The organism is Streptomyces inusitatus (genome assembly GCF_014651115.1).
GTDB classification, from domain to species: domain Bacteria; phylum Actinomycetota; class Actinomycetes; order Streptomycetales; family Streptomycetaceae; genus Streptomyces; species Streptomyces amakusaensis.
Window position 1 is genome coordinate 19,387 of sequence record NZ_BMWG01000008.1, and the last position, 17,760, is coordinate 37,146.

At 71.2% G+C, this 17,760-nt stretch carries 17 protein-coding genes and 1 pseudogene; 12 read left to right on the top strand and 6 right to left on the bottom strand.

Annotated elements, in window-relative coordinates:
* Positions 1-175: 175 nt before the first annotated feature.
* From IE247_RS15180 to IE247_RS15230, 11 genes are all read left to right on the top strand, one after another.
* Positions 176-1,873: a nitrite/sulfite reductase gene (locus tag IE247_RS15180; protein WP_190123636.1), complete on the top strand. Its 1,698-nt coding sequence runs from the start codon at positions 176-178 to the stop codon at positions 1,871-1,873.
* A complete protein-coding gene (locus IE247_RS15185) occupies positions 1,870-2,049 on the top strand; it encodes an IS1 family transposase (RefSeq protein WP_190123637.1) in 180 nt (59 codons plus the stop codon). The genes IE247_RS15180 and IE247_RS15185 overlap by 4 nt, the downstream gene beginning before the upstream one ends.
* Positions 2,046-2,744 carry a phosphoadenylyl-sulfate reductase gene (locus IE247_RS15190; protein ID WP_190123638.1) on the top strand — a complete coding sequence of 233 codons (699 nt, stop codon included), beginning with the start codon at positions 2,046-2,048 and terminating at the stop codon, positions 2,742-2,744. The genes IE247_RS15185 and IE247_RS15190 overlap by 4 nt, the downstream gene beginning before the upstream one ends.
* Positions 2,741-3,319 (top strand): adenylyl-sulfate kinase, encoded by a 579-nt coding sequence (cysC, locus tag IE247_RS15195; RefSeq protein ID WP_229869131.1) that lies wholly within the window; start codon positions 2,741-2,743, stop codon positions 3,317-3,319. The genes IE247_RS15190 and cysC overlap by 4 nt, the downstream gene beginning before the upstream one ends.
* A complete protein-coding gene (gene cysD, locus IE247_RS15200) occupies positions 3,316-4,266 on the top strand; it encodes a sulfate adenylyltransferase subunit CysD (protein WP_190123640.1) in 951 nt (316 codons plus the stop codon). The genes cysC and cysD overlap by 4 nt, the downstream gene beginning before the upstream one ends.
* A gap of 3 nt (positions 4,267-4,269) precedes the next feature.
* Positions 4,270-5,604 carry a sulfate adenylyltransferase subunit 1 gene (locus IE247_RS15205; protein ID WP_190123641.1) on the top strand — a complete coding sequence of 445 codons (1,335 nt, stop codon included), beginning with the start codon at positions 4,270-4,272 and terminating at the stop codon, positions 5,602-5,604.
* 207 nt (positions 5,605-5,811) lie between these two features.
* Positions 5,812-6,921, top strand: a complete 1,110-nt coding sequence (locus tag IE247_RS15210) for an aliphatic sulfonate ABC transporter substrate-binding protein (RefSeq protein WP_190123642.1) — start codon at positions 5,812-5,814, stop codon at positions 6,919-6,921.
* 33 nt (positions 6,922-6,954) lie between these two features.
* Positions 6,955-7,743 (top strand): ABC transporter ATP-binding protein, encoded by a 789-nt coding sequence (locus tag IE247_RS15215; RefSeq protein ID WP_190123643.1) that lies wholly within the window; start codon positions 6,955-6,957, stop codon positions 7,741-7,743.
* Positions 7,730-8,641, top strand: coding sequence for an ABC transporter permease (locus tag IE247_RS15220; protein WP_190123644.1), 912 nt, complete (start codon positions 7,730-7,732; stop codon positions 8,639-8,641). Before IE247_RS15215 ends, IE247_RS15220 begins: the two co-directional genes overlap by 14 nt.
* 147 nt (positions 8,642-8,788) lie before the next feature.
* Positions 8,789-9,559, top strand: coding sequence for a sirohydrochlorin chelatase (locus tag IE247_RS15225; protein ID WP_190123645.1), 771 nt, complete (start codon positions 8,789-8,791; stop codon positions 9,557-9,559).
* Positions 9,560-9,673: 114 nt separating this feature from the next.
* The gene (locus tag IE247_RS15230; RefSeq protein WP_190123646.1) at positions 9,674-9,865 is read left to right on the top strand and encodes a DUF4236 domain-containing protein; all 192 of its coding nucleotides are present in this window, start codon (positions 9,674-9,676) and stop codon (positions 9,863-9,865) included.
* 72 nt (positions 9,866-9,937) lie between these two features.
* Here the strand turns inward: IE247_RS15230 and IE247_RS15235 are convergent, their stop codons facing one another.
* From IE247_RS15235 to IE247_RS15255, 5 genes and pseudogenes are all read right to left on the bottom strand, one after another.
* The gene (locus IE247_RS15235) at positions 9,938-11,137 is read right to left on the bottom strand and encodes a S8 family peptidase (RefSeq protein ID WP_190123647.1); all 1,200 of its coding nucleotides are present in this window, start codon (positions 11,135-11,137) and stop codon (positions 9,938-9,940) included.
* A gap of 267 nt (positions 11,138-11,404) precedes the next feature.
* A pseudogene (gene mgt / locus IE247_RS15240) lies at positions 11,405-12,680 on the bottom strand (macrolide-inactivating glycosyltransferase).
* Positions 12,677-14,014 carry an ABC transporter substrate-binding protein gene (locus tag IE247_RS15245; RefSeq protein ID WP_190123649.1) on the bottom strand — a complete coding sequence of 446 codons (1,338 nt, stop codon included), beginning with the start codon at positions 14,012-14,014 and terminating at the stop codon, positions 12,677-12,679. Before IE247_RS15245 ends, mgt begins: the two are co-directional and overlap by 4 nt.
* Positions 14,014-14,859 (bottom strand): carbohydrate ABC transporter permease, encoded by an 846-nt coding sequence (locus tag IE247_RS15250; RefSeq protein WP_373305564.1) that lies wholly within the window; start codon positions 14,857-14,859, stop codon positions 14,014-14,016. The genes IE247_RS15245 and IE247_RS15250 overlap by 1 nt, the downstream gene beginning before the upstream one ends.
* The gene (locus IE247_RS15255) at positions 14,856-15,854 is read right to left on the bottom strand and encodes a carbohydrate ABC transporter permease (protein ID WP_373305565.1); all 999 of its coding nucleotides are present in this window, start codon (positions 15,852-15,854) and stop codon (positions 14,856-14,858) included. The genes IE247_RS15250 and IE247_RS15255 overlap by 4 nt, the downstream gene beginning before the upstream one ends.
* A gap of 151 nt (positions 15,855-16,005) precedes the next feature.
* Between IE247_RS15255 and IE247_RS15260 the strand changes: the two genes are divergently transcribed.
* Positions 16,006-16,857 (top strand): phosphotransferase enzyme family protein, encoded by an 852-nt coding sequence (locus tag IE247_RS15260; RefSeq protein WP_190123651.1) that lies wholly within the window; start codon positions 16,006-16,008, stop codon positions 16,855-16,857.
* Between the two features lie 60 nt (positions 16,858-16,917).
* Here IE247_RS15260 and IE247_RS15265 read toward each other — a convergent pair whose 3' ends face one another.
* The gene (locus IE247_RS15265; protein WP_190123652.1) at positions 16,918-17,640 is read right to left on the bottom strand and encodes a 3'-5' exonuclease; all 723 of its coding nucleotides are present in this window, start codon (positions 17,638-17,640) and stop codon (positions 16,918-16,920) included.
* Between the last annotated feature and the right edge of the window lie 120 nt (positions 17,641-17,760).

Below are 17,760 nucleotides of genomic sequence, written 5' to 3' on the forward strand. Positions count from 1 at the left end.
TTTCACCGCCCCCCACAGCGCCTCCCCGCAGCTCCGCACCTCTCTCGCGTTTCCTCCGTCTGAGCCCGTCTGAGCCGCCTCGGCCTTCATCCGTCACCACCCTGCGCACCACCGCGTTTCCCTGCGAGTGTGCAGCTCAGAGCCGCCCTCCTGCTGTCTCGAAGGACATATCGCCATGCCCGCCACCCCGGAAAAGCCCACCCCCGCCGCGCCCCGCCGCAGAGTCGGACGCCACCGCGGCGAGGGCCAGTGGGCCGTTGGCCACATGACGCCCCTCAATGCCAACGAGCAGGCCAAGAAGGACGACGACGGTCTCAATGTGCGGACACGCATTGAGACGATCTACTCCAAGCGCGGCTTCGACTCCATCGACGGCGCGGATCTCCGCGGCCGGATGCGCTGGTGGGGTCTGTACACCCAGCGCAAGCCCGGGATCGACGGCGGCAAGACCGCGATCCTGGAGCCGGAGGAGCTGGACGACAAGTACTTCATGCTCCGAGTCCGCATCGACGGCGGCCGGCTGACCACGGGTCAGCTCCGGGTCATCGGCGAGATCTCCCAGGAATTCGCCCGCGGCACCGCCGACATCACCGACCGGCAGAACGTCCAGTACCACTGGATCCGCATCGAGGACATGCCGGAGATCTGGCGGCGGCTGGAGGCCGTGGGCCTGTCCACCACCGAGGCCTGCGGAGACACCCCCCGGGTGATCCTCGGCTCACCGGTCGCCGGGATCGCCGAGGACGAGATCATCGACGGCACCCCCGCCATCGACGAGATCTACCGCCGGATCGTCGGCAACAAGGACTTCTCCAACCTCCCCCGCAAGTTCAAGTCCGCGATCTCCGGCTCGCCGCTGCTCGATGTGGCGCACGAGATCAACGACATCGCCTTCGTCGGCGTCGACCACCCCGAGCACGGCCCCGGCTTCGACGTCTGGGTCGGCGGCGGCCTCTCCACCAACCCCAAGATCGGCGTACGGCTGGGCGCCTGGGTCTCGCTGGACGAGGTCCCCGACGTCTACGAGGGCGTCATCTCCATCTTCCGCGACTACGGCTACCGCCGGCTGCGCACCCGCGCCCGGCTGAAGTTCCTCGTCGCCGACTGGGGACCGGAGAAGTTCCGCCAGGTCCTGGAGGAGCAGTACCTGCTGCGCAAGCTCGCCGACGGCCCCGCCCCCGAGCAGCCCGTCCAGCAGTGGCGCGACCACGTGGGCGTGCACCGCCAGCAGGACGGCCGCTTCTACATCGGATTCGCGCCGCGCGTCGGCCGGGTCGACGGAACCATCCTCACCAAGGTCGCCGAACTCGCCGAGGCGCACGGCTCCGGCCGGGTGCGCACCACCGCCGAGCAGAAGATGATCGTCCTCGACATCGAGGAGAGCCAGGTCGAGTCGATGACCGCCGGCCTGGAGGCACTGGACCTGCGGGTCAACCCCTCCCCCTTCCGGCGCGGCACGATGGCCTGCACCGGCATCGAGTTCTGCAAGCTCGCGATCGTCGAGACCAAGGCGCGCGGCGCCTCGCTCATCGACGAACTGGAGCGCCGGATCCCCGAGTTCGACCAGCCGATCACCATCAACATCAACGGCTGCCCCAACGCCTGCGCCCGTATCCAGGTCGCGGACATCGGCCTCAAGGGACAGCTCGTCCTGGACGACGACGGCAACCAGGTCGAGGGCTACCAGGTGCACCTGGGCGGCGCGCTGGGCCTGGAGCCCGGCTTCGGCCGCAAGGTCCGCGGCCTGAAGGTCTCCTCCGCCGAACTCCCCGACTACGTCGAGCGGGTGCTGCGCCGCTTCGAGGAGCAGCGCGAGGACGGCGAGCGCTTCGCCGCCTGGGCGGCCAGGGCCTCCGAGGAGGCCCTCTCATGAGCGAGCGCGCCGCACCCTTCTACTGCCCCTACTGCGGGGACGAGGATCTGCGCCCCAGCGAGGAGGGCCACGGAGCCTGGGAGTGCCACGGCTGCAACCGCGCCTTCCAGGTGAAGTACCTCGGACTGCTGACCCGCGGCTTCCGCCCCAACGACACCGGGGGCGAGGCGATATGACCGCGACCCGCACCACCGGCCTCAAGGAGCTGGCCGAGCGCGCCGGGCGCGAACTGGAGGACGCCCCGGCGCTCACCATCGTCAGCTGGGCCGCCGAGACCTTCGGCGAGCGGTTCTGCGTCACCTCCTCCATGGAGGACGCGGTCGTCGCCCATCTCGCCGCCCGCGCCCGCCCCGGCGTCGACGTCGTCTTCCTGGACACCGGCTACCACTTCCCCGAGACCATCGGGACCAGGGACGCGGTCGAGGCCGTGATGGACGTCCGGCTGATCACGCTCACCCCCCTGCGCAGCGTGGCCGAGCAGGACGCCGAGCACGGCCCCCGGCTGCACGACCGCGACCCCGATCTGTGCTGCGCGCTGCGGAAGGTCAAGCCCCTGGAGGACGGGCTGGCCGGATACGACGCCTGGGCCACCGGTCTGCGCCGCGACGAGTCGCCGACCCGGGCCGGCACCCCGGTCGTCGGCTGGGACGAGCGCCGGCGGAAGGTCAAGGTCTCGCCGATCGCCCGCTGGACCCAGGACGACGTGGACGCCTATGTCGCCGAGCACGGTGTGCTCACCAACCCCCTGCTGATGGACGGCTACGCCTCGGTCGGCTGCGAGCCCTGCACCCGCCGGGTGCTGGCGGGCGAGGACGCCCGCGCCGGCCGCTGGGCCGGCCGGGGCAAGACGGAATGCGGGCTGCACGGATGACCGACGACCACCCCCACCCCCTTCAGAAGCAGGAGAACAATGTGACCGGGGCGACGATCTGGCTCACCGGGCTGCCGAGCTCGGGCAAGACCACCATCGCCTACGCGCTGGCGGAGCGGCTGAGCACCGAGGGCCTGCGCACCGAAGTGCTCGACGGCGACGAGATCCGCGAGTTCCTCTCCGCGGGCCTCGGTTTCACCCGCGAGGACCGGCACACCAATGTCCAGCGCATCGGCTTCGTCGCCGAGCTGCTGGCCTCGCACGGCGTCACCGTGCTCGTACCGGTGATCGCGCCGTACGCCGACAGCCGCGAGGCCGTCCGCAAGCGGCACGCCGCCGCGTCGACTCCGTATCTGGAGGTGCATGTCGCCACCCCCGTCGAGGTCTGCTCCGAGCGGGATGTGAAGGGGCTGTACGCCAAGCAGGCGGCCGGTGAGATCAGCGGGCTGACCGGGGTCGACGACCCCTACGAGGCTCCCGTCTCCCCCGATCTGCGGATCGAGTCCCAGCACCAGAGTGTCCAGGAGTCCGCGGCGGCGCTCCACGCGCTGCTCACCGAGAGGGGCGTCCTGTGACCGACGCACACGGCACCACGGCCGTCGCCGGGACGGCGGAGACGGACAGTCCGTACGCCCTCTCCCACCTGGACGCCCTGGAGTCCGAGGCGGTGCACATCTTCCGCGAGGTGGCGGGTGAGTTCGAGCGGCCGGTGATCCTCTTCTCCGGCGGCAAGGACTCCATCGTCATGCTCCATCTGGCGCTGAAGGCGTTCGCCCCCGCCGCGATCCCCTTCTCGCTGCTCCATGTGGACACCGGGCACAACTTCCCCGAGGTCCTGGAGTACCGCGACCGCACGGTCGCCCAGCACGGCCTCCGGCTCCATGTCGCCTCCGTACAGGAGTACATCGACGCCGGAACGCTCCGCGAGCGCCCCGACGGCACCCGCAATCCGCTCCAGACCGTGCCGCTGACCGAGAAGATCCAGACCGAGCGCTTCGACGCGGTCTTCGGCGGCGGCCGGCGGGACGAGGAGAAGGCGCGGGCCAAGGAGCGGGTCTTCTCGCTGCGGGACGAGTTCTCGCAGTGGGACCCCCGGCGGCAGCGGCCGGAGCTGTGGCAGCTCTACAACGGCCGCCACGCGCCCGGCGAGCATGTCCGGGTCTTCCCGCTCTCCAACTGGACCGAGCTGGATGTGTGGCAGTACATCGAGCGCGAGGGCATCGAACTGCCGGGGATCTACTTCGCCCATGAGCGCGAGGTGTTCCGGCGCGCGGGGATGTGGCTGACGGCGGGCGACTGGGGCGGCCCCAAGGAGTCCGAGCCGGTCGAGACCCGGCTGATCCGCTACCGCACGGTCGGCGACATGTCCTGCACCGGAGCGGTGGACTCCGACGCCACCACGCTCGACGCGGTGATCGCCGAGATCGCCGCGTCCCGTCTCACCGAGCGGGGTGCCACCCGCGCCGACGACAAGATGTCCGAGGCCGCGATGGAAGACCGCAAGCGCGAAGGGTACTTCTAAGCCATGACCACCGCCGCCGAGCGACTCTCGGCCACCACCCTGCTGCGCTTCGCGACCGCCGGATCCGTGGACGACGGCAAGTCGACCCTGGTCGGACGGCTGCTGCACGACTCCAAGTCGGTCCTCACCGACCAGCTGGAGGCCGTGGCCACCGCCTCGCTCTCCCGGGGCCAGGACACCCCCGACCTGGCGCTGCTCACCGACGGTCTGCGGGCCGAGCGGGAGCAGGGCATCACCATCGACGTGGCCTACCGCTACTTCGCCACCGCCCGCCGCCGCTTCATCCTCGCCGACACCCCCGGGCATGTGCAGTACACCCGCAACATGGTGACCGGCGCGTCCACGGCGGAGCTGGCGGTCGTCCTGGTCGACGCCCGCAACGGGGTCGTGGAGCAGACCCGCCGCCACGCGGCCGTCGCCGCCCTGCTGCGGGTGCCCCATGTGGTCCTCGCGGTCAACAAGATGGACCTCGTCGACTACGCCGAGCCCGTCTTCGCGAAGATCGCCGAGGAGTTCACCACCTACGCCAGGGAGCTGGGGGTGCCCGAGGTCGTGGCGATCCCGATCTCGGCGCTGGCCGGGGACAATGTCGTGGACCCGTCGGCGAACATGGACTGGTACGGCGGCCCCACCGTCCTCGAACACCTGGAGACGGTGCCCTCCAGCCACGATCTGACCGACTGCCACGCCCGGCTGCCGGTGCAGTACGTGATCCGGCCGCAGACCGCCGAGCACCCCGACTACCGGGGGTACGCGGGGCAGATCGCCGCGGGCGTCCTGCGGGTCGGCGAGCCGGTGACGGTGCTTCCCTCGGGCCGTACGTCGAAGATCGCCGGGATCGATCTGCTCGGCAGGCCGGTGGACATCGCCTGGGCCCCGCAGTCGGTGACGGTGCTGCTCGCGGACGACATCGACGTATCGCGCGGTGATCTGATCGTGCCGTCCGGCGACGCCCCGGCCACCACCCAGGACGTCGAGGCCACGGTCTGCCATGTCGCGGACCGCCCGCTGACGGTCGGGCAGCGGGTGCTGCTGAAGCACACCACCCGTACCGTCAAGGCGATCGTCAGGGAGATCCCCTCGCGGCTCACCCTCGACGATCTCTCCCGGCACCCGGAGCCGGGGCAGCTTGTCGCCAACGACATCGGCCAGGTGCGGGTGCGCACCGCGGAGCCGCTGGCGCTCGACGCGTACGCCGACTCACGGCGTACCGGCTCATTTCTGCTGATCGACCCGGCCGACGGCACCACGCTGGCGGCCGGCATGGCGGGCGACTCGTTCGCGAGCACCGCCGAGGCCGCACTGCCGGCCGAAGACGACGGGGAGTGGGACTTCTGATGACGACGACCGATGTGTTCGCCACCTTCGCGAAGGAAGGCGGACGGGTGGGCAGCGGGACGCTCGGCTCTGGATCCGGGGGGGTTTCGCGATGTGCGCGATGACCCGGAGGCACCACCCGTACCAGAAGCGAAGACCCAGACCAGTCGATATCCCGGCCGCGCCGCAGTCGCGCGAGAGCCGGGGCCAACGAGGGGAACATCTCCCGTGCCTGCCACACGTACCACCCTGCGCCGCGGCATCGCCGCCGCCGCCGCGCTCCCGCTGCTGATCGGCGCAGTCGCCTCCTGCGGCTACGGCTCCGAGTCGGACAAGAACGAGAAGACCGGGCCGGTCGCCAAGGGCGAGAAGCTCTCCTCGGACACGGTCAAGCTCGGCTACTTCCCGAATCTGACCCACGCCACCGCTCTCGTCGGTGAGCAGGAGGGCATCCTCCAGAAGGAGCTGGGCGGCACCCAGATCAAGTCCACCACCTTCAACGCCGGTCCCTCCGAGATCGAGGCGCTGAACGCGGGCTCGATCGACATCGGGTTCATCGGCCCCTCCCCGGCCATCAACGGCTTCACCAAGTCCAAGGGCACGAACCTCCGGATCGTCTCCGGCGCGGCGTCCGGCGGGGTGAAGCTGGTGGTGAACCCCAAGAAGATCAAGACCCTGGACGATCTCAAGGGCAAGAAGATCGCCACCCCGCAGGTCGGGAACACCCAGGACGTCGCCTTCCTCAACTGGATAGCCGAGAAGGGCTGGTCGACCGACGCCCAGAGCGGCAAGGGCGACGTCTCCGTCGTCCGCACCGACAACAAGATCACTCCGGACGCCTACAAGTCCGGCTCCATCGACGGCGCCTGGGTGCCGGAGCCGACCGCGTCCCGGCTGGTCAGCCAGGGTGCCAAGGTCCTCCTCGACGAGGCGACGCTGTGGCCGGACAAGAAGTTCGTGATCACGCACATCATCGTGTCGCAGAAGTTCCTCAAGGCTCACCCGGACGTGGTCGAGGCCGTGGTGCGCGGCTCGCTGAAGACCAATGACTGGATCAACGCCAACCCGGAGAAGGCCAAGGCGTCCGCCAACGCCAAGCTGAAGGCGCTCACCGGCAAAGAGCTGCCGGCCGAGATCCTCGACCCGGCGTGGAAGTCGATCCAGTTCACCGCCGACCCGCTGGCCACCACGCTGAAGACGCAGGCCGGCTACGCGGTGAAGGCGGGGCTGCTGAAGGAGCCCGACCTGAACGGCATCTACGACCTCACGGCGCTGAACAAGGTCCTCAAGGCCGACGCCAAGCCCGAGGTCTCCGACGCCGGTCTCGGCGCCAAGTAACCGCGCAGCCACGTTCCCCAGGAGGTGACGACCATGGCCACTCTCACCAAGGATCAGGCCGAGGACCGTACGACTGTTGGGCACTCCGCCCGTATCGAGCACGTCTCGAAGTCCTTCACGGGGCCCGCCGGGCGACAGCTCGTCCTGGACGACATCACTCTCGATGTCGCTCCGGGCGAGTTCGTCACCCTCCTGGGGGCCTCCGGCTGCGGAAAGTCCACCCTGCTCAATCTGGTGGCGGGCCTCGACGCGCCCACCGCCGGAACCATCACCACGCACGGCCGCCCGGCGCTGATGTTCCAGGAGCACGCGCTCTTCCCCTGGCTCACGGCGGGCAAGAACATCGAACTCGCGCTGCGGCTGCGCGGGGTCGCCAAGTCCGAGCGCCGCACCGAGGCCGAGCGGCTGCTCGAACTGGTGCGGCTGGGGGGCTCGTACGGCAAGCGGGTGCACGAGCTGTCCGGCGGTATGCGCCAGCGGGTGGCGCTCGCCCGGGCGATCGCCCAGGACAGTCAACTGCTGCTGATGGACGAGCCGTTCGCGGCGCTCGACGCCATCACCCGGGATGTGCTCCACGGCGAGCTGACCCGGATCTGGCGCGAGACACAGCTGTCGGTGCTGTTCGTGACGCACAACGTGCGCGAGGCGGTACGGCTCGCGGAGCGTGTGGTGCTGCTGTCGTCCCGGCCGGGCCGGATCGCCCGGGAGTGGACGGTCGGCATCGAGCACCCGCGCCGGATCGAGGACACCGCCGTGGCGGAGCTGTCCGTCGAGATAACTGAAGAACTGCGTGGGGAGATCCGCCGACATGGTCAGCACTGAGAAGACCGCCAGCGTCGCCAAGCCCGCCAAGACCTCCAAGTCCGACGATCTCGCCGGTCTGGAGGCGGGCCTCGACGCCCTGGACGCGGTGCAGTCCCACCGCACCCCGCTGGGGGAGGTGCTGGTCAAGAAGGTCCTCCCGCCGCTGATCGCGGTCGCCCTGGTGATCGTCGTCTGGCAGACGCTGGTCTGGGCGAAGGTCGCCGAGGAGGGCAGCCTGCCCGCGCCGTCCGCGGTGTGGGACAGCGTGTCCGCGATGTGGCTGAAGGGCACCCTGCTGGAAGTCGTGTGGACCAGCGTCTCGCGCGGTCTGCTGGGCTTTCTGCTGGCGCTGGCCATCGGCACCCCGCTGGGGCTGCTGGTCGCCCGGGTGAAGTTCGTCCGGGCGGCGATCGGGCCGATCCTCTCGGGTCTCCAGTCGCTGCCGTCGGTGGCCTGGGTGCCGCCCGCGGTGATCTGGCTCGGGCTGAACAACCAGATGATGTACGCGGTGATCCTGCTCGGCGCGGTGCCGTCGATCGCCAACGGGCTGGTCTCCGGCGTCGACCAGGTCCCGCCGCTGTTTCTGCGGGCGGGGCGCACCATGGGCGCGACCGGGCTCAGGGGCACCTGGCACATCGTCATGCCGGCGGCGCTGCCCGGTTATCTGGCGGGGCTCAAGCAGGGCTGGGCGTTCTCCTGGCGGTCGCTGATGGCCGCCGAGATCATCGCCTCCTCGCCCGATCTCGGCCTTGGGCTCGGCCAGTTGCTGGAGAACGGACGCAGTAATTCCGATATGCCGGGGGTGTTCATGGCGATTCTGCTGATCCTCATCGTCGGCATAGCCATCGATCTGCTCATCTTCAGTCCGCTGGAGCGGTCGGTGCTGCGAGGCCGGGGACTGCTGGTCAAGGGCTGAACGGCCCTCGGGCCGGCAGGGCCACAGGCCCGGCCGGCCGGTTCCGGCGGGATCCGCCTCCCCGGCCCGCCGGGACCGACCGGCCGACTCCACGATCACGTACTACTCCTTGAGTCCACGGCCTCACGACAGGAACAGAGTCCGACCATGCGCAGCCCCGTCCTTCTCGTCGTCGCCCACGGCAGCCGCGATCCCCGCCACGCGGCGACCGTTCACGCCCTGGTGCGCCGGGTCGGCGCGCTGCGGCCCGGGCTGCGGGTGGAGACTGCGTTCCTGGACTTCAACGCGCCGTCGGTGCCGCAGGTGCTGGAACGGCTGGCGGCGAGCGGCGAGGCCGGGGACGTGATCGCGCTGCCGCTGCTGCTGACCCGGGCCTTCCACGCCAAGTCCGACATCCCCGGTGTGCTGCGGGAGGCCTCGGCCCGGCTGCCGGAGCTGCGGATCCGGCAGGCGGAGGTGCTCGGGCCCTCGCCGCTGCTGCTGGCGGCGGTCGAGCGGCGACTGCGGGAGGCGGGGCTGCGGCCCCGCGACCGCCGCTCGACGGGGCTGGTTCTGGCCGCGGCGGGCTCCACAGACCCGGAGGCGATCGCAGCGATCGCAGACATGGCGCGGGAGCTGAGGCGCACCGGTTGGTGCTCCGTGCGTCCTGCGTTCGCCTCCGCCTCACTTCCGCGCACCGAGGACTCGGTGCGCGCCCTGCGGGACGAGGGCTGCGCGCGGGTGGCGGTGGCGCCGTATGTCATCGCCCCCGGCCGGCTTCCGGACCGGATCGCCGAGGGGGCCCGGGAGGCGGATGTCCTGGCGGGGGTGCTGGGCCCTTCGCCCGAGCTGGCGCGGCTGCTGCTGCACCGCTACGACAGTGCGCCATCGGTTCTGACGGCCCCGGCGCGGACGCTGCGGTCGGCCGTCCCCGCCTGAGGTTCCCGGGGGTGGCGACACGCACGCCGTCTCGGCCTGCCGGTGACAAGACCGTGGCTCTACCGTGACGGGTACGGAGCGCGTTCGGCGCACCATCGAGGCGAGGAGGCCGACATGTCGTTCCACTACCACAAGCGGATCACAGTGATCCCCAAGGTGCTGCATCTGAACATCAGCTCACGCGGCTGGTCCTGGACGCTCGGCAGCCGCCACGCCCACATCACCCGCGACCGGCACGGCCGCCGCACCACCGCGGTCCGGCTGCCCGGCGGCTTCAGCTGGCGCAGGCATTCGCACCGCCGCTGATCGGGGGTCGGTCTCCGTGCCCCGTGGGGGGAGGGCACGGAGACCGGGCTGCGGGACTACGGGACTACGGGACTACGGGACCAGCTTGAGCAGCTTGTTGGGGGTGCCCGCGGTGGGGTTGACGACCTTGCCGGAGGTGGCTCCGCCGGTCAGGGCCTGGGCGATCTGGGCCGGGGTGGCGTTCGGGCGGGCCGCGAGATGGACCGCCGCCGCGCCGACGACATGCGGGGTGGCCATGGAGGTGCCGGAGATCGTCCTGGTGCCGGTGTCGCTGGTGTGCCAGGCGGAGGTGATGTCCGAGCCGGGGGCGTAGAGATCGACGGACCGGCCGAAGTTGGAGAACGACGACTGCGCGTCGGTCCTGGTGGTGGAGGCCACCGTGATCGCCTCGGGGACGCGGGCGGGTGAGACCCGGCCGGCGTCGGAGGACTCGTTGCCCGCCGCGACGCCGAAGGTGACTCCGGAGGCGATCGCCCGGCGGACGGCCGCGTCGAGGGCGACGTCGGCGCCGCCGCCGAGGCTCATATTGGCGACCGAGGGGCCCTTGCGGTTCTTGGCGACCCAGTCGATGCCCGCGACGACCTGCTCGGTGGTGCCGGAGCCCCGGTTGTCGAGGACCCGGACGGCGACGATCTTCGCCTTCTTGGCGACCCCGTGGCTCACTCCGGCGATGGTGCCCGCGACATGGGTGCCGTGGCCGTTGCCGTCCTGGGCGATGTTGTCGTTGTCGATCGCGTCGAAGCCGTGGCTCGCGCGGCCCTGGAAGTCCCGGTGGGTGACGCGGACCCCGGTGTCCAGCACATAGGCGGTCACCCCCGCGCCCGCGGTGTCGGGGTACTTGTACGCGCGGTCGCCCGCGGTGGCGGTCTGGTCGATCCGGTCCAGCCCCCAGGACGGCGGGTTGGTCTGGGTCGCGTTGATGGAGAAGGTCTTGTTCTGGACGACCTTGGAGACGGCGGGGTCGGCGGCGAGCCGCTTGGCCTCGGTCTCGGTGAGGCCGGTCGCGGAGAAGCCGTTGACGGAGGAGTCGTAGGCGCGGCGCAGCTTGCCGCCGTACTCCTGGGCCAGGTCGCGCTTGTCGGCCTTCTCGTCGAGCAGCACGATGTAGCTGCCGCTGACCGCGCCTTCGGCGTTCACGCCGTGGACGGTTCCCTCCGGGGGCGTCGCGGCCCCGGCGTTGGCGGCGGTGAGCGCGGTGCCGCCGACGAGCGCGGCGACGGCGGCTATGCCCGCGGTCAGCTTGACACGGCTCGGGCGTCGGTGAGTTGCCATGAGGTTGAGGGCTCCTCGTCAGGGGTGGGGGGATGGAGCCGCCGACCTGGAAGATCCTTCCGGCGGCTGGCTCGAACCCTCACCCATTGACGCGCTCAGATCAAGTGACTCCCTGCGGCTGTGACTTTTGCAACAAGGTTATGTAATGAAAAGTCAGCCATGGCCGAACAGATCGGACACCCGGCCCCTCAACGGCCCTGCCCCCGACACCGCTTCGCCCCGGACCGCCGGGTGAACGGCGGGTCCGGGGCGGGCGGAAGGGCTCACTCAGGCGGTACGCGGGGGGATTTCGGCCTCGATCAGATCGGCCGCGGCCCGGGTGCCGCCCTCCCCCGCCATCTGTTCGCGGATCTCGGCGAGCCGGCGCGCCACCTCGGGGTCGGAGGTCAGGGCGAGCACCGCCTCACGCAGCTCCTCGGCCGTGGCGGTCGCGGAGTCCAGCCGGCGCGCCACCCCGAGCCCGACGAGCATGTCCGCGTTGCCGAACTGGTCCACCGCCTGGGGGACGGCCACCATCGGGGTCCCGGTGGAGAGCCCCTCCTGGCTGCCGCCCGCGCCCGCGTGGGTGATGAAGGCGTCCGCCTCCCGCAGGATCGCCAGTTGGGGAACCCAGTGGCTGACCTCGACGGAGGCGGGGACGGGGCCCAGTTCCGCCTCGGACACATGACGGCCGATCTGGAGCACGGTGTGCCAGCCCGGCAGCTCGCCGAAGGCCTTGACGCACTCCCGGTAGAACGCGGGCTGCTTGGTGAACGACGAGCCCAGGGAGACCAGCAGCACCTTCTCGGCGCCCGCCGGGCGCTTCCACGCCCCCTGATCGCCCCGGTCGCCCTGGCACGCGCCGACGAAGGTGTGGACGGACTCGTCCACCCGGTCGGGGTTCGGCTGGAGCGCCTTGGGAATCAGCACGATCGACCGCCGGGGCCGGCTCACCAGCCGGTCCGGGTCCACGCCTTCGAGTCCGTTCTCCGCGAGCCACGCCCGGAAGCGGGCGTAGTAGGCCTTGCCCCGCTCCGAGGCCTTCAGCTCCGCGTACATCGGCTCGGCGACTTCCTCCTCGTACCCCTCCCAGGCGACCAGGTTGGGCGAGAGGGAGACGGCCGGGACCCCCCAGCGGTGGGCGAGCAGCAGTGCCGGGTAGGCGGTGATGTCATGGATGACGAGATCCGGCTCGTCGCCCTCGAACGCGGCGGCCAGCTGGGGCAGCACATGGATGCCGTCCCGCAGGAAGGGCTCGATGTTGTCGATCAGTTCGGTGCCCCAGGCCTCCGGGTCCTCCTCGGTGGGAAGCGTCGAGTCGTAGATGACGGGGGTCGCGCCGGTGGCCGCGATCCGCTCGGCGAAGGAGGCGGGGATCGCGTAGCTGACCCGGTGTCCGCGCGCGACCAGCTCGCGCACGACCTCCAGGCTGGGGTTCACATGCCCCGGGGCGGCGATGGAGAACATGGCGATGTGGGAGCGCGGTGCTGTGGTCATGAGCGAGACTCTAGGCGAGACGATACGTATCGTGCAAGTTATTTTTGTGAGTGGCCGGCCCGGTCAGCGCTGATAGCGGGCGAGGACCAGATTCCCGTCCTTCACGAGTCTCTTCTCCAGCTCCTCCCGGTCGATCGCGCCGCTGTAGTACTCCTGGTAAGCGGGGGTCGCCACCTTGTCCTTCCACTCGGGGTACCCGCGCACCGACTGCGCGGGCGCGGGCTCAAGGCCCCGGGCGAGCGCCGTGCCGATGGCCCAGCCGTGCTCCGCCACCCGGAGGGAGGGGTCGGCGAGGGCCTTCTCACCGGTCGGGAGCATCCAGTCGCCCTTCGCGAGCCGCACCGTATTGGCGGGCCGGAGCAGGAAGTCGATGAAGGCGGCGGCCTCCTTCTTGTACGGGCTGTCCCGGGCGATCGACAGGGTCTGGGGGCTCACCCCCTGGACCGCTCCCCCGGGCCCGGCGGGCGCGGGCAGCACCATCCACTCGAAGCCCTCGGGGGCCTGGCTCACCACCTGCTGACGGTAGGAGAAACCGAGCGGGACCATCGCGTACTTGCCGCCGAAGAGACCGGGCAGCGCGTCCGAGCCGCCCGCGCCCAGGGTGCTGGGAGAGGCGGTGCGATCGGTGTTGACCTGGTCGTGGATGGTCCCGGGCACCACCGCGTCGCCCTCGGTGAAACGGATCGTCACCTTGCCGTCACCGCCCCGGTGGAACAGTCGGCCGCCGGCCGAGAGCCCGAGGTTGAGGGTGGCGGAGACCGGTTCGCGCAGCGGCCAGGCGACCGCGTACCTCCCCTTGCCCATGGCGGCCGTCAGCACCTTGGCGACCTCGCGGAACTCCTCCCAGCTCCAGGGGTGCTCCGGGGTCGGCACCCGGACGCCCGAGGACTCGATGATCCCCTTCTCGGCGATCAGCACCCGGGGCTCCTGGAGGAAGGGGACTCCGTAGACGCCCTCGCCGAAGGTGACCGTCTCCCAGCTCCGCCGGGGGATGTCGGAGGTGAGCCGCTCGGAGAGCAGTCCGCGCAGATCGGCGAGGTGACCGCCGTGGGCGAAGTCGGCGAGATCGTCGGAGGCGTCATGGATGACGTCGGGGGCCTCGCCGCCCTCGAAGGAGGTCAGCAGCTGGTCGTGGACGCTGTCCCAGCTGCCCTGGACATACTCCACCCGAATGTCGGGATGGCTCGCGTTCCACTCCCGCACCAGCTCCTTGTTGGCGTCGACGGACTCCTTCTGCCAGGCCAGCGACTGGAAGCGGAGGCGGATCCGGCCGTCGGAGCCGTCCGGGGCGGCTGCCGTGCAGCCGGTCAGCAGCAGGGCCAGCGCGGCGGCGACCGCCGCCGCCGTACGGGCGGGACGCGGGAACCGAGAAAGCGGGGTCGGGGCCGGGGCCGGGGTCATCAGGCCTTCACCGCCCCCTCCGCCATGCCGCCGGTGATCCGCTTCTGGATGACGGCGAAGATGACGAGCGAGGGAATCGTCGCCAGGAACGCGGCGGCGGCGAGCGGACCCAGATCGGCCACACCCTCCGCGCCGAGGAAGTGGGTGAGGACGACCGGCAAGGTCTGTTTCTCCGGGGTCTTGAGGAGGACGAGGGCGAAGAAGAACTCGTTCCACGCGGTGATGAAGGCGAAGAGCGCCGTGGCCGCCGCGCCCGGCGCGATCAGCGGGGCGACGACCGAGAACAGGACCCGCGCGCGGCCCGCGCCGTCGACGGCCGCGGCCTCCTCCAGTTCGCGCGGCACCGCCCGGACGAAACCGACGAGCATCCAGATCGCGAAGGGCAGCGCCCAGACGACGTACACCATGATCAGCCCCGACAGGGTGTTGATCAGCCGCAGATTCCGCAGGATCAGAAAGAGCGGAATGATCACCAGAACGAAGGGGAACGCCTGGCTCACCACCACCCAGCCGGTGGCCGCCGTGGAGAGCCGGGTGCGGTGGCGGGCCAGCGCGTAGGCGACCGGGGTGGCGATCACCACACAGATCAGCGCGGCGGAGACGGCGACGAGCAGGCTGTTGGCCGCTGCCTGGAGCAGGGGCTGCTCCGCGAAGGCCTGGCGGAAGTTGGCGAAGGTCGGATCCCGGGGGATCCAGGAGGGATGGAGCGAGCCCAGCTCGCGGGCCGGTTTGACCGCGGTGGAGAGCAGCCAGACGAAGGGGAAGGCGAGGAAGACGAGATAGCCCAGCAGGGCCAGATACTGTCCGGCCCGCCCGGCGCGAGCGGCCCGTCCGGCGCGGATCACTGGTCGTCGCCTCCTCCGAGCCGCCCCACGAGATAGAGGGCGAGCAGCACCGAGATGACCGCGACCATCACACAGCTCATGGCGGCGGCGTAGCCGAACTGTCCGTACCGGAAGGCCTCCTCGTACGCGAAGAGCATCGGCAGCCGGGTCCGGCCGCCGGGTCCGCCCGCGGTGAGGACGTACACCAGGGCGAACGCGTTGACGTTCCAGATGAAATTGAGCGCGGTGATCGCGAGGGCCACGGGGCGCAGGGCGGGCCAGGTGACCGTGCGGAATCTGCGCCAGGCTCCCGCGCCGTCGAGGGCGGCGGCCTCGTGGAGTTCGCGCCGGGTGTTCTGGAGGCCCGCCAGCAGGGCGACGGTGGTCTGGGGCATCCCGGCCCAGACTCCGACGACGATCACGGCGGGCAGCGCGGTGGCGAGCCCGGTCAGCCAGTCGCGCCCGTCGCCGAGGCCGAGGTCGCGGATGGTCTCGTTGAGGATTCCGGCGTCGGCGTTGTAGACCAGCCGCCACATGATGCCGACGACCACCTCGGGCATGGCCCAGGGGATGATCGCGAGGGCCCGGGCGAACCGGCGGAATCGCAGCTCCTGGTTGAGGAGGAGGGCGAGGCCGAGGGCGAGGAGGAATTGCGGGACGGTGACGCCGACGGCCCAGAGAAGGCCGATGCCGAAGGAGTCCCAGAAGAGGGTGTCGTGGAGGAGATCCCGGAAGTTGAGGGTCCCGATCCACTGGGTGGGGGTGGTGCGGCCGGCCTGGGAGTCGGTGAAGGCGAGCGAGATTCCGTAGAGCAGCGGGCCGACGCTGAGCACCAGGATCGGGATCAGGGCGGGGAGCACGAGGAACCAGGCCCCGTGGTCCAGGATCTTCCCCCGCGGCCGGCCGCCGGTGCGGCGCGGGCGCGCCGGGGGGCGCTCTCCGGGCTCCCCGGGGTCTCCGGGCTTTCGTGGCTCTCCGGGCTCTCTCGATGGGGGTGCCGTGCTCACGGATGTCACGTAATGGACTCCTTTGGGCAGCTTTCTCCCAGTCTGACCTGAGGGCGGCCCCCGTCATCGTGCTGACGGGCCGTGGGCTCGTCAAGGAGGCCTACGGGCGGATGCGAGACTTTGGCGGATTCGAACGGGTGAGAGCGGGAGAGGCACGGCGATGGACGAGGCACGGGCGCGTGAGGTGCTGGAGGCGGCCGGAGTGTCCGCCGGGGCGGCGCTGCTGGCCCTGGGCGAGAACGCGGTGTTCGACGCGGGCGATGTGGTGGTGAAGGTCGGCCGCTCCGCCGAGCTGCTGGCGCGGGCCGAGCGCGAGGTGGCGATCGGGCTCTGGCTGGAAGAGGCGGGCGTCCCGGCGGTGCGGCCCGCGCGGGATGCGGCGAGGCTGGCCGACGGCCATCCGGTGACCTACTGGCACCGGCTGCCGGACGCGGTCCGGCCCGCCGGGCCGGGGGATCTGGCGGAGCTGCTGCGGCTGGTGCACGCGCTGCCCGCGCCGGGGTTCGAGCTGCCCCGGCGGGAGCTGCTGGGCGGGGTGGAGCGCTGGCTGCGGCTGGCGGGGGACGCGATCGACCCGGCGGACGCGGAGTTTCTCCGGGCCCGCCGCGACGGTTTCGCCGACGCGGCGGCGGCGCTCACGCCCCGGCTGACGCCCGGGCCGATCCACGGGGACGCGCTGCCGCGCAATGTCCATGTGGGTCCGGCGGGTCCGGTGCTGGTGGATCTGGAGACCTTCTCCGCCGATCTGCGGGAGCACGATCTGGTGGTGATGGCGCTCTCCCGCGACCGGTACGGGCTCGGGGCGGAGGCGTACGAGGAGTTCACCGAGGCCTATGGCTGGGACGTCCGGGAGTGGGCGGGGTGCGCGGTGCTGCGGGGGGCCAGGGAGACGGCGAGCTGTGCCTGGGTGGCGCAGCACGCGGTGTCGAACCCCCGGGCCCGCGAGGAGTTCTCCCGGCGGGTGCGCTCCCTGCGCGAGAACCGGCCCGAGGTCCGCTGGCACCCGTTCTGACCGGGACGACCAGGACGACCGGGCGGCCGGGGGCCTTCGGGGCGGCCCGGGGGCCGGGGCTCAGGCCCCGGCCGGCGCGGGGGTCTTCATCGGCCAGGAGGCGTCCACGACCGCTTCGGTGTCGCCCTTGCGGCGCAGGAAGGCCTGGAAGTCGACCGCCCACTGTGCGTACCACTGGATCTGACGGTCATGCAGCTCGGCGGGGGCCAGGGCCGCGACCGAGGGGTGGCGCTCGGCCACCGCGCGCGCCACGCGCACCGCCGCCACCGCGTCCGAGGTCGCGTCGTGGGCGGCCTCCAGCGCGACGCCGTACTCCGCGCAGACCGCCTCCAGATTGCGCTTGCCCTTGCGGTAGCGGTCGACGGCCCGGTCGATCGTGTAGGGGTCGAGCACGGGGCCGATCGGGCGGCCTTCGAGCCGCTCGGAGAGCGAGGGGAGCCCGTGGCGGCGCAGCTCCGCCGTGAGCAGTGTCAGATCGAAGGCCGCGTTGTACGCGACGACCGGGACGCCGTTTCGCCAGTGGCCGGTCAGCTCCTCCGCTATCTCGTCGGCGACTTCGCGGGCGGGGCGGCCCTCGGCCGCCGCCCGCTCATTGCTGATGCCGTGGATCGCGGAGGCCTGCTCGGGGATGCGGATCCCCGGGTCGGCCAGCCAGACGCGGCTGTCCGCGGGCTCTCCCGCCCGCACATGGACGACGGCGGCCGTGACGATCCGGGCCTCCTGCGGATCGGTGCCGGTCGTCTCCAGGTCGAAGCCGACCAGCGGTTCCCCGTGCCAAGCCATCGTGCGGTCCTCCTCCACGGGGCCTTCCCCCGTCTCGGGTATCACCCTCCCACGGGCCACTGACAGCCCCGGCCCCGCGTCCCGCCGAAGACGCCCGCCAGCCCGGTCCGACGGCCCGTC

What these genes read in the sequence shown, in the direction of transcription:
- IE247_RS15180 (WP_190123636.1), top strand. Translation starts at nt 176, where the DNA reads ATGCCCGCCACCCCGGAAAAGCCCACCCCCGCCGCGCCCCGCCGCAGA.
- IE247_RS15185 (WP_190123637.1), top strand. Translation starts at nt 1,870, where the DNA reads ATGAGCGAGCGCGCCGCACCCTTCTACTGCCCCTACTGCGGGGACGAG.
- IE247_RS15190 (WP_190123638.1), top strand. Translation starts at nt 2,046, where the DNA reads ATGACCGCGACCCGCACCACCGGCCTCAAGGAGCTGGCCGAGCGCGCC.
- cysC (WP_229869131.1), top strand. Translation starts at nt 2,741, where the DNA reads ATGACCGACGACCACCCCCACCCCCTTCAGAAGCAGGAGAACAATGTG.
- IE247_RS15205 (WP_190123641.1), top strand. Translation starts at nt 4,270, where the DNA reads ATGACCACCGCCGCCGAGCGACTCTCGGCCACCACCCTGCTGCGCTTC.
- IE247_RS15215 (WP_190123643.1), top strand. Translation starts at nt 6,955, where the DNA reads ATGGCCACTCTCACCAAGGATCAGGCCGAGGACCGTACGACTGTTGGG.
- IE247_RS15220 (WP_190123644.1), top strand. Translation starts at nt 7,730, where the DNA reads ATGGTCAGCACTGAGAAGACCGCCAGCGTCGCCAAGCCCGCCAAGACC.
- IE247_RS15225 (WP_190123645.1), top strand. Translation starts at nt 8,789, where the DNA reads ATGCGCAGCCCCGTCCTTCTCGTCGTCGCCCACGGCAGCCGCGATCCC.
- IE247_RS15230 (WP_190123646.1), top strand. Translation starts at nt 9,674, where the DNA reads ATGTCGTTCCACTACCACAAGCGGATCACAGTGATCCCCAAGGTGCTG.
- IE247_RS15235 (WP_190123647.1), bottom strand. Translation starts at nt 11,137, where the DNA reads ATGGCAACTCACCGACGCCCGAGCCGTGTCAAGCTGACCGCGGGCATA.
- IE247_RS15245 (WP_190123649.1), bottom strand. Translation starts at nt 14,014, where the DNA reads ATGACCCCGGCCCCGGCCCCGACCCCGCTTTCTCGGTTCCCGCGTCCC.
- IE247_RS15260 (WP_190123651.1), top strand. Translation starts at nt 16,006, where the DNA reads ATGGACGAGGCACGGGCGCGTGAGGTGCTGGAGGCGGCCGGAGTGTCC.
- IE247_RS15265 (WP_190123652.1), bottom strand. Translation starts at nt 17,640, where the DNA reads ATGGCTTGGCACGGGGAACCGCTGGTCGGCTTCGACCTGGAGACGACC.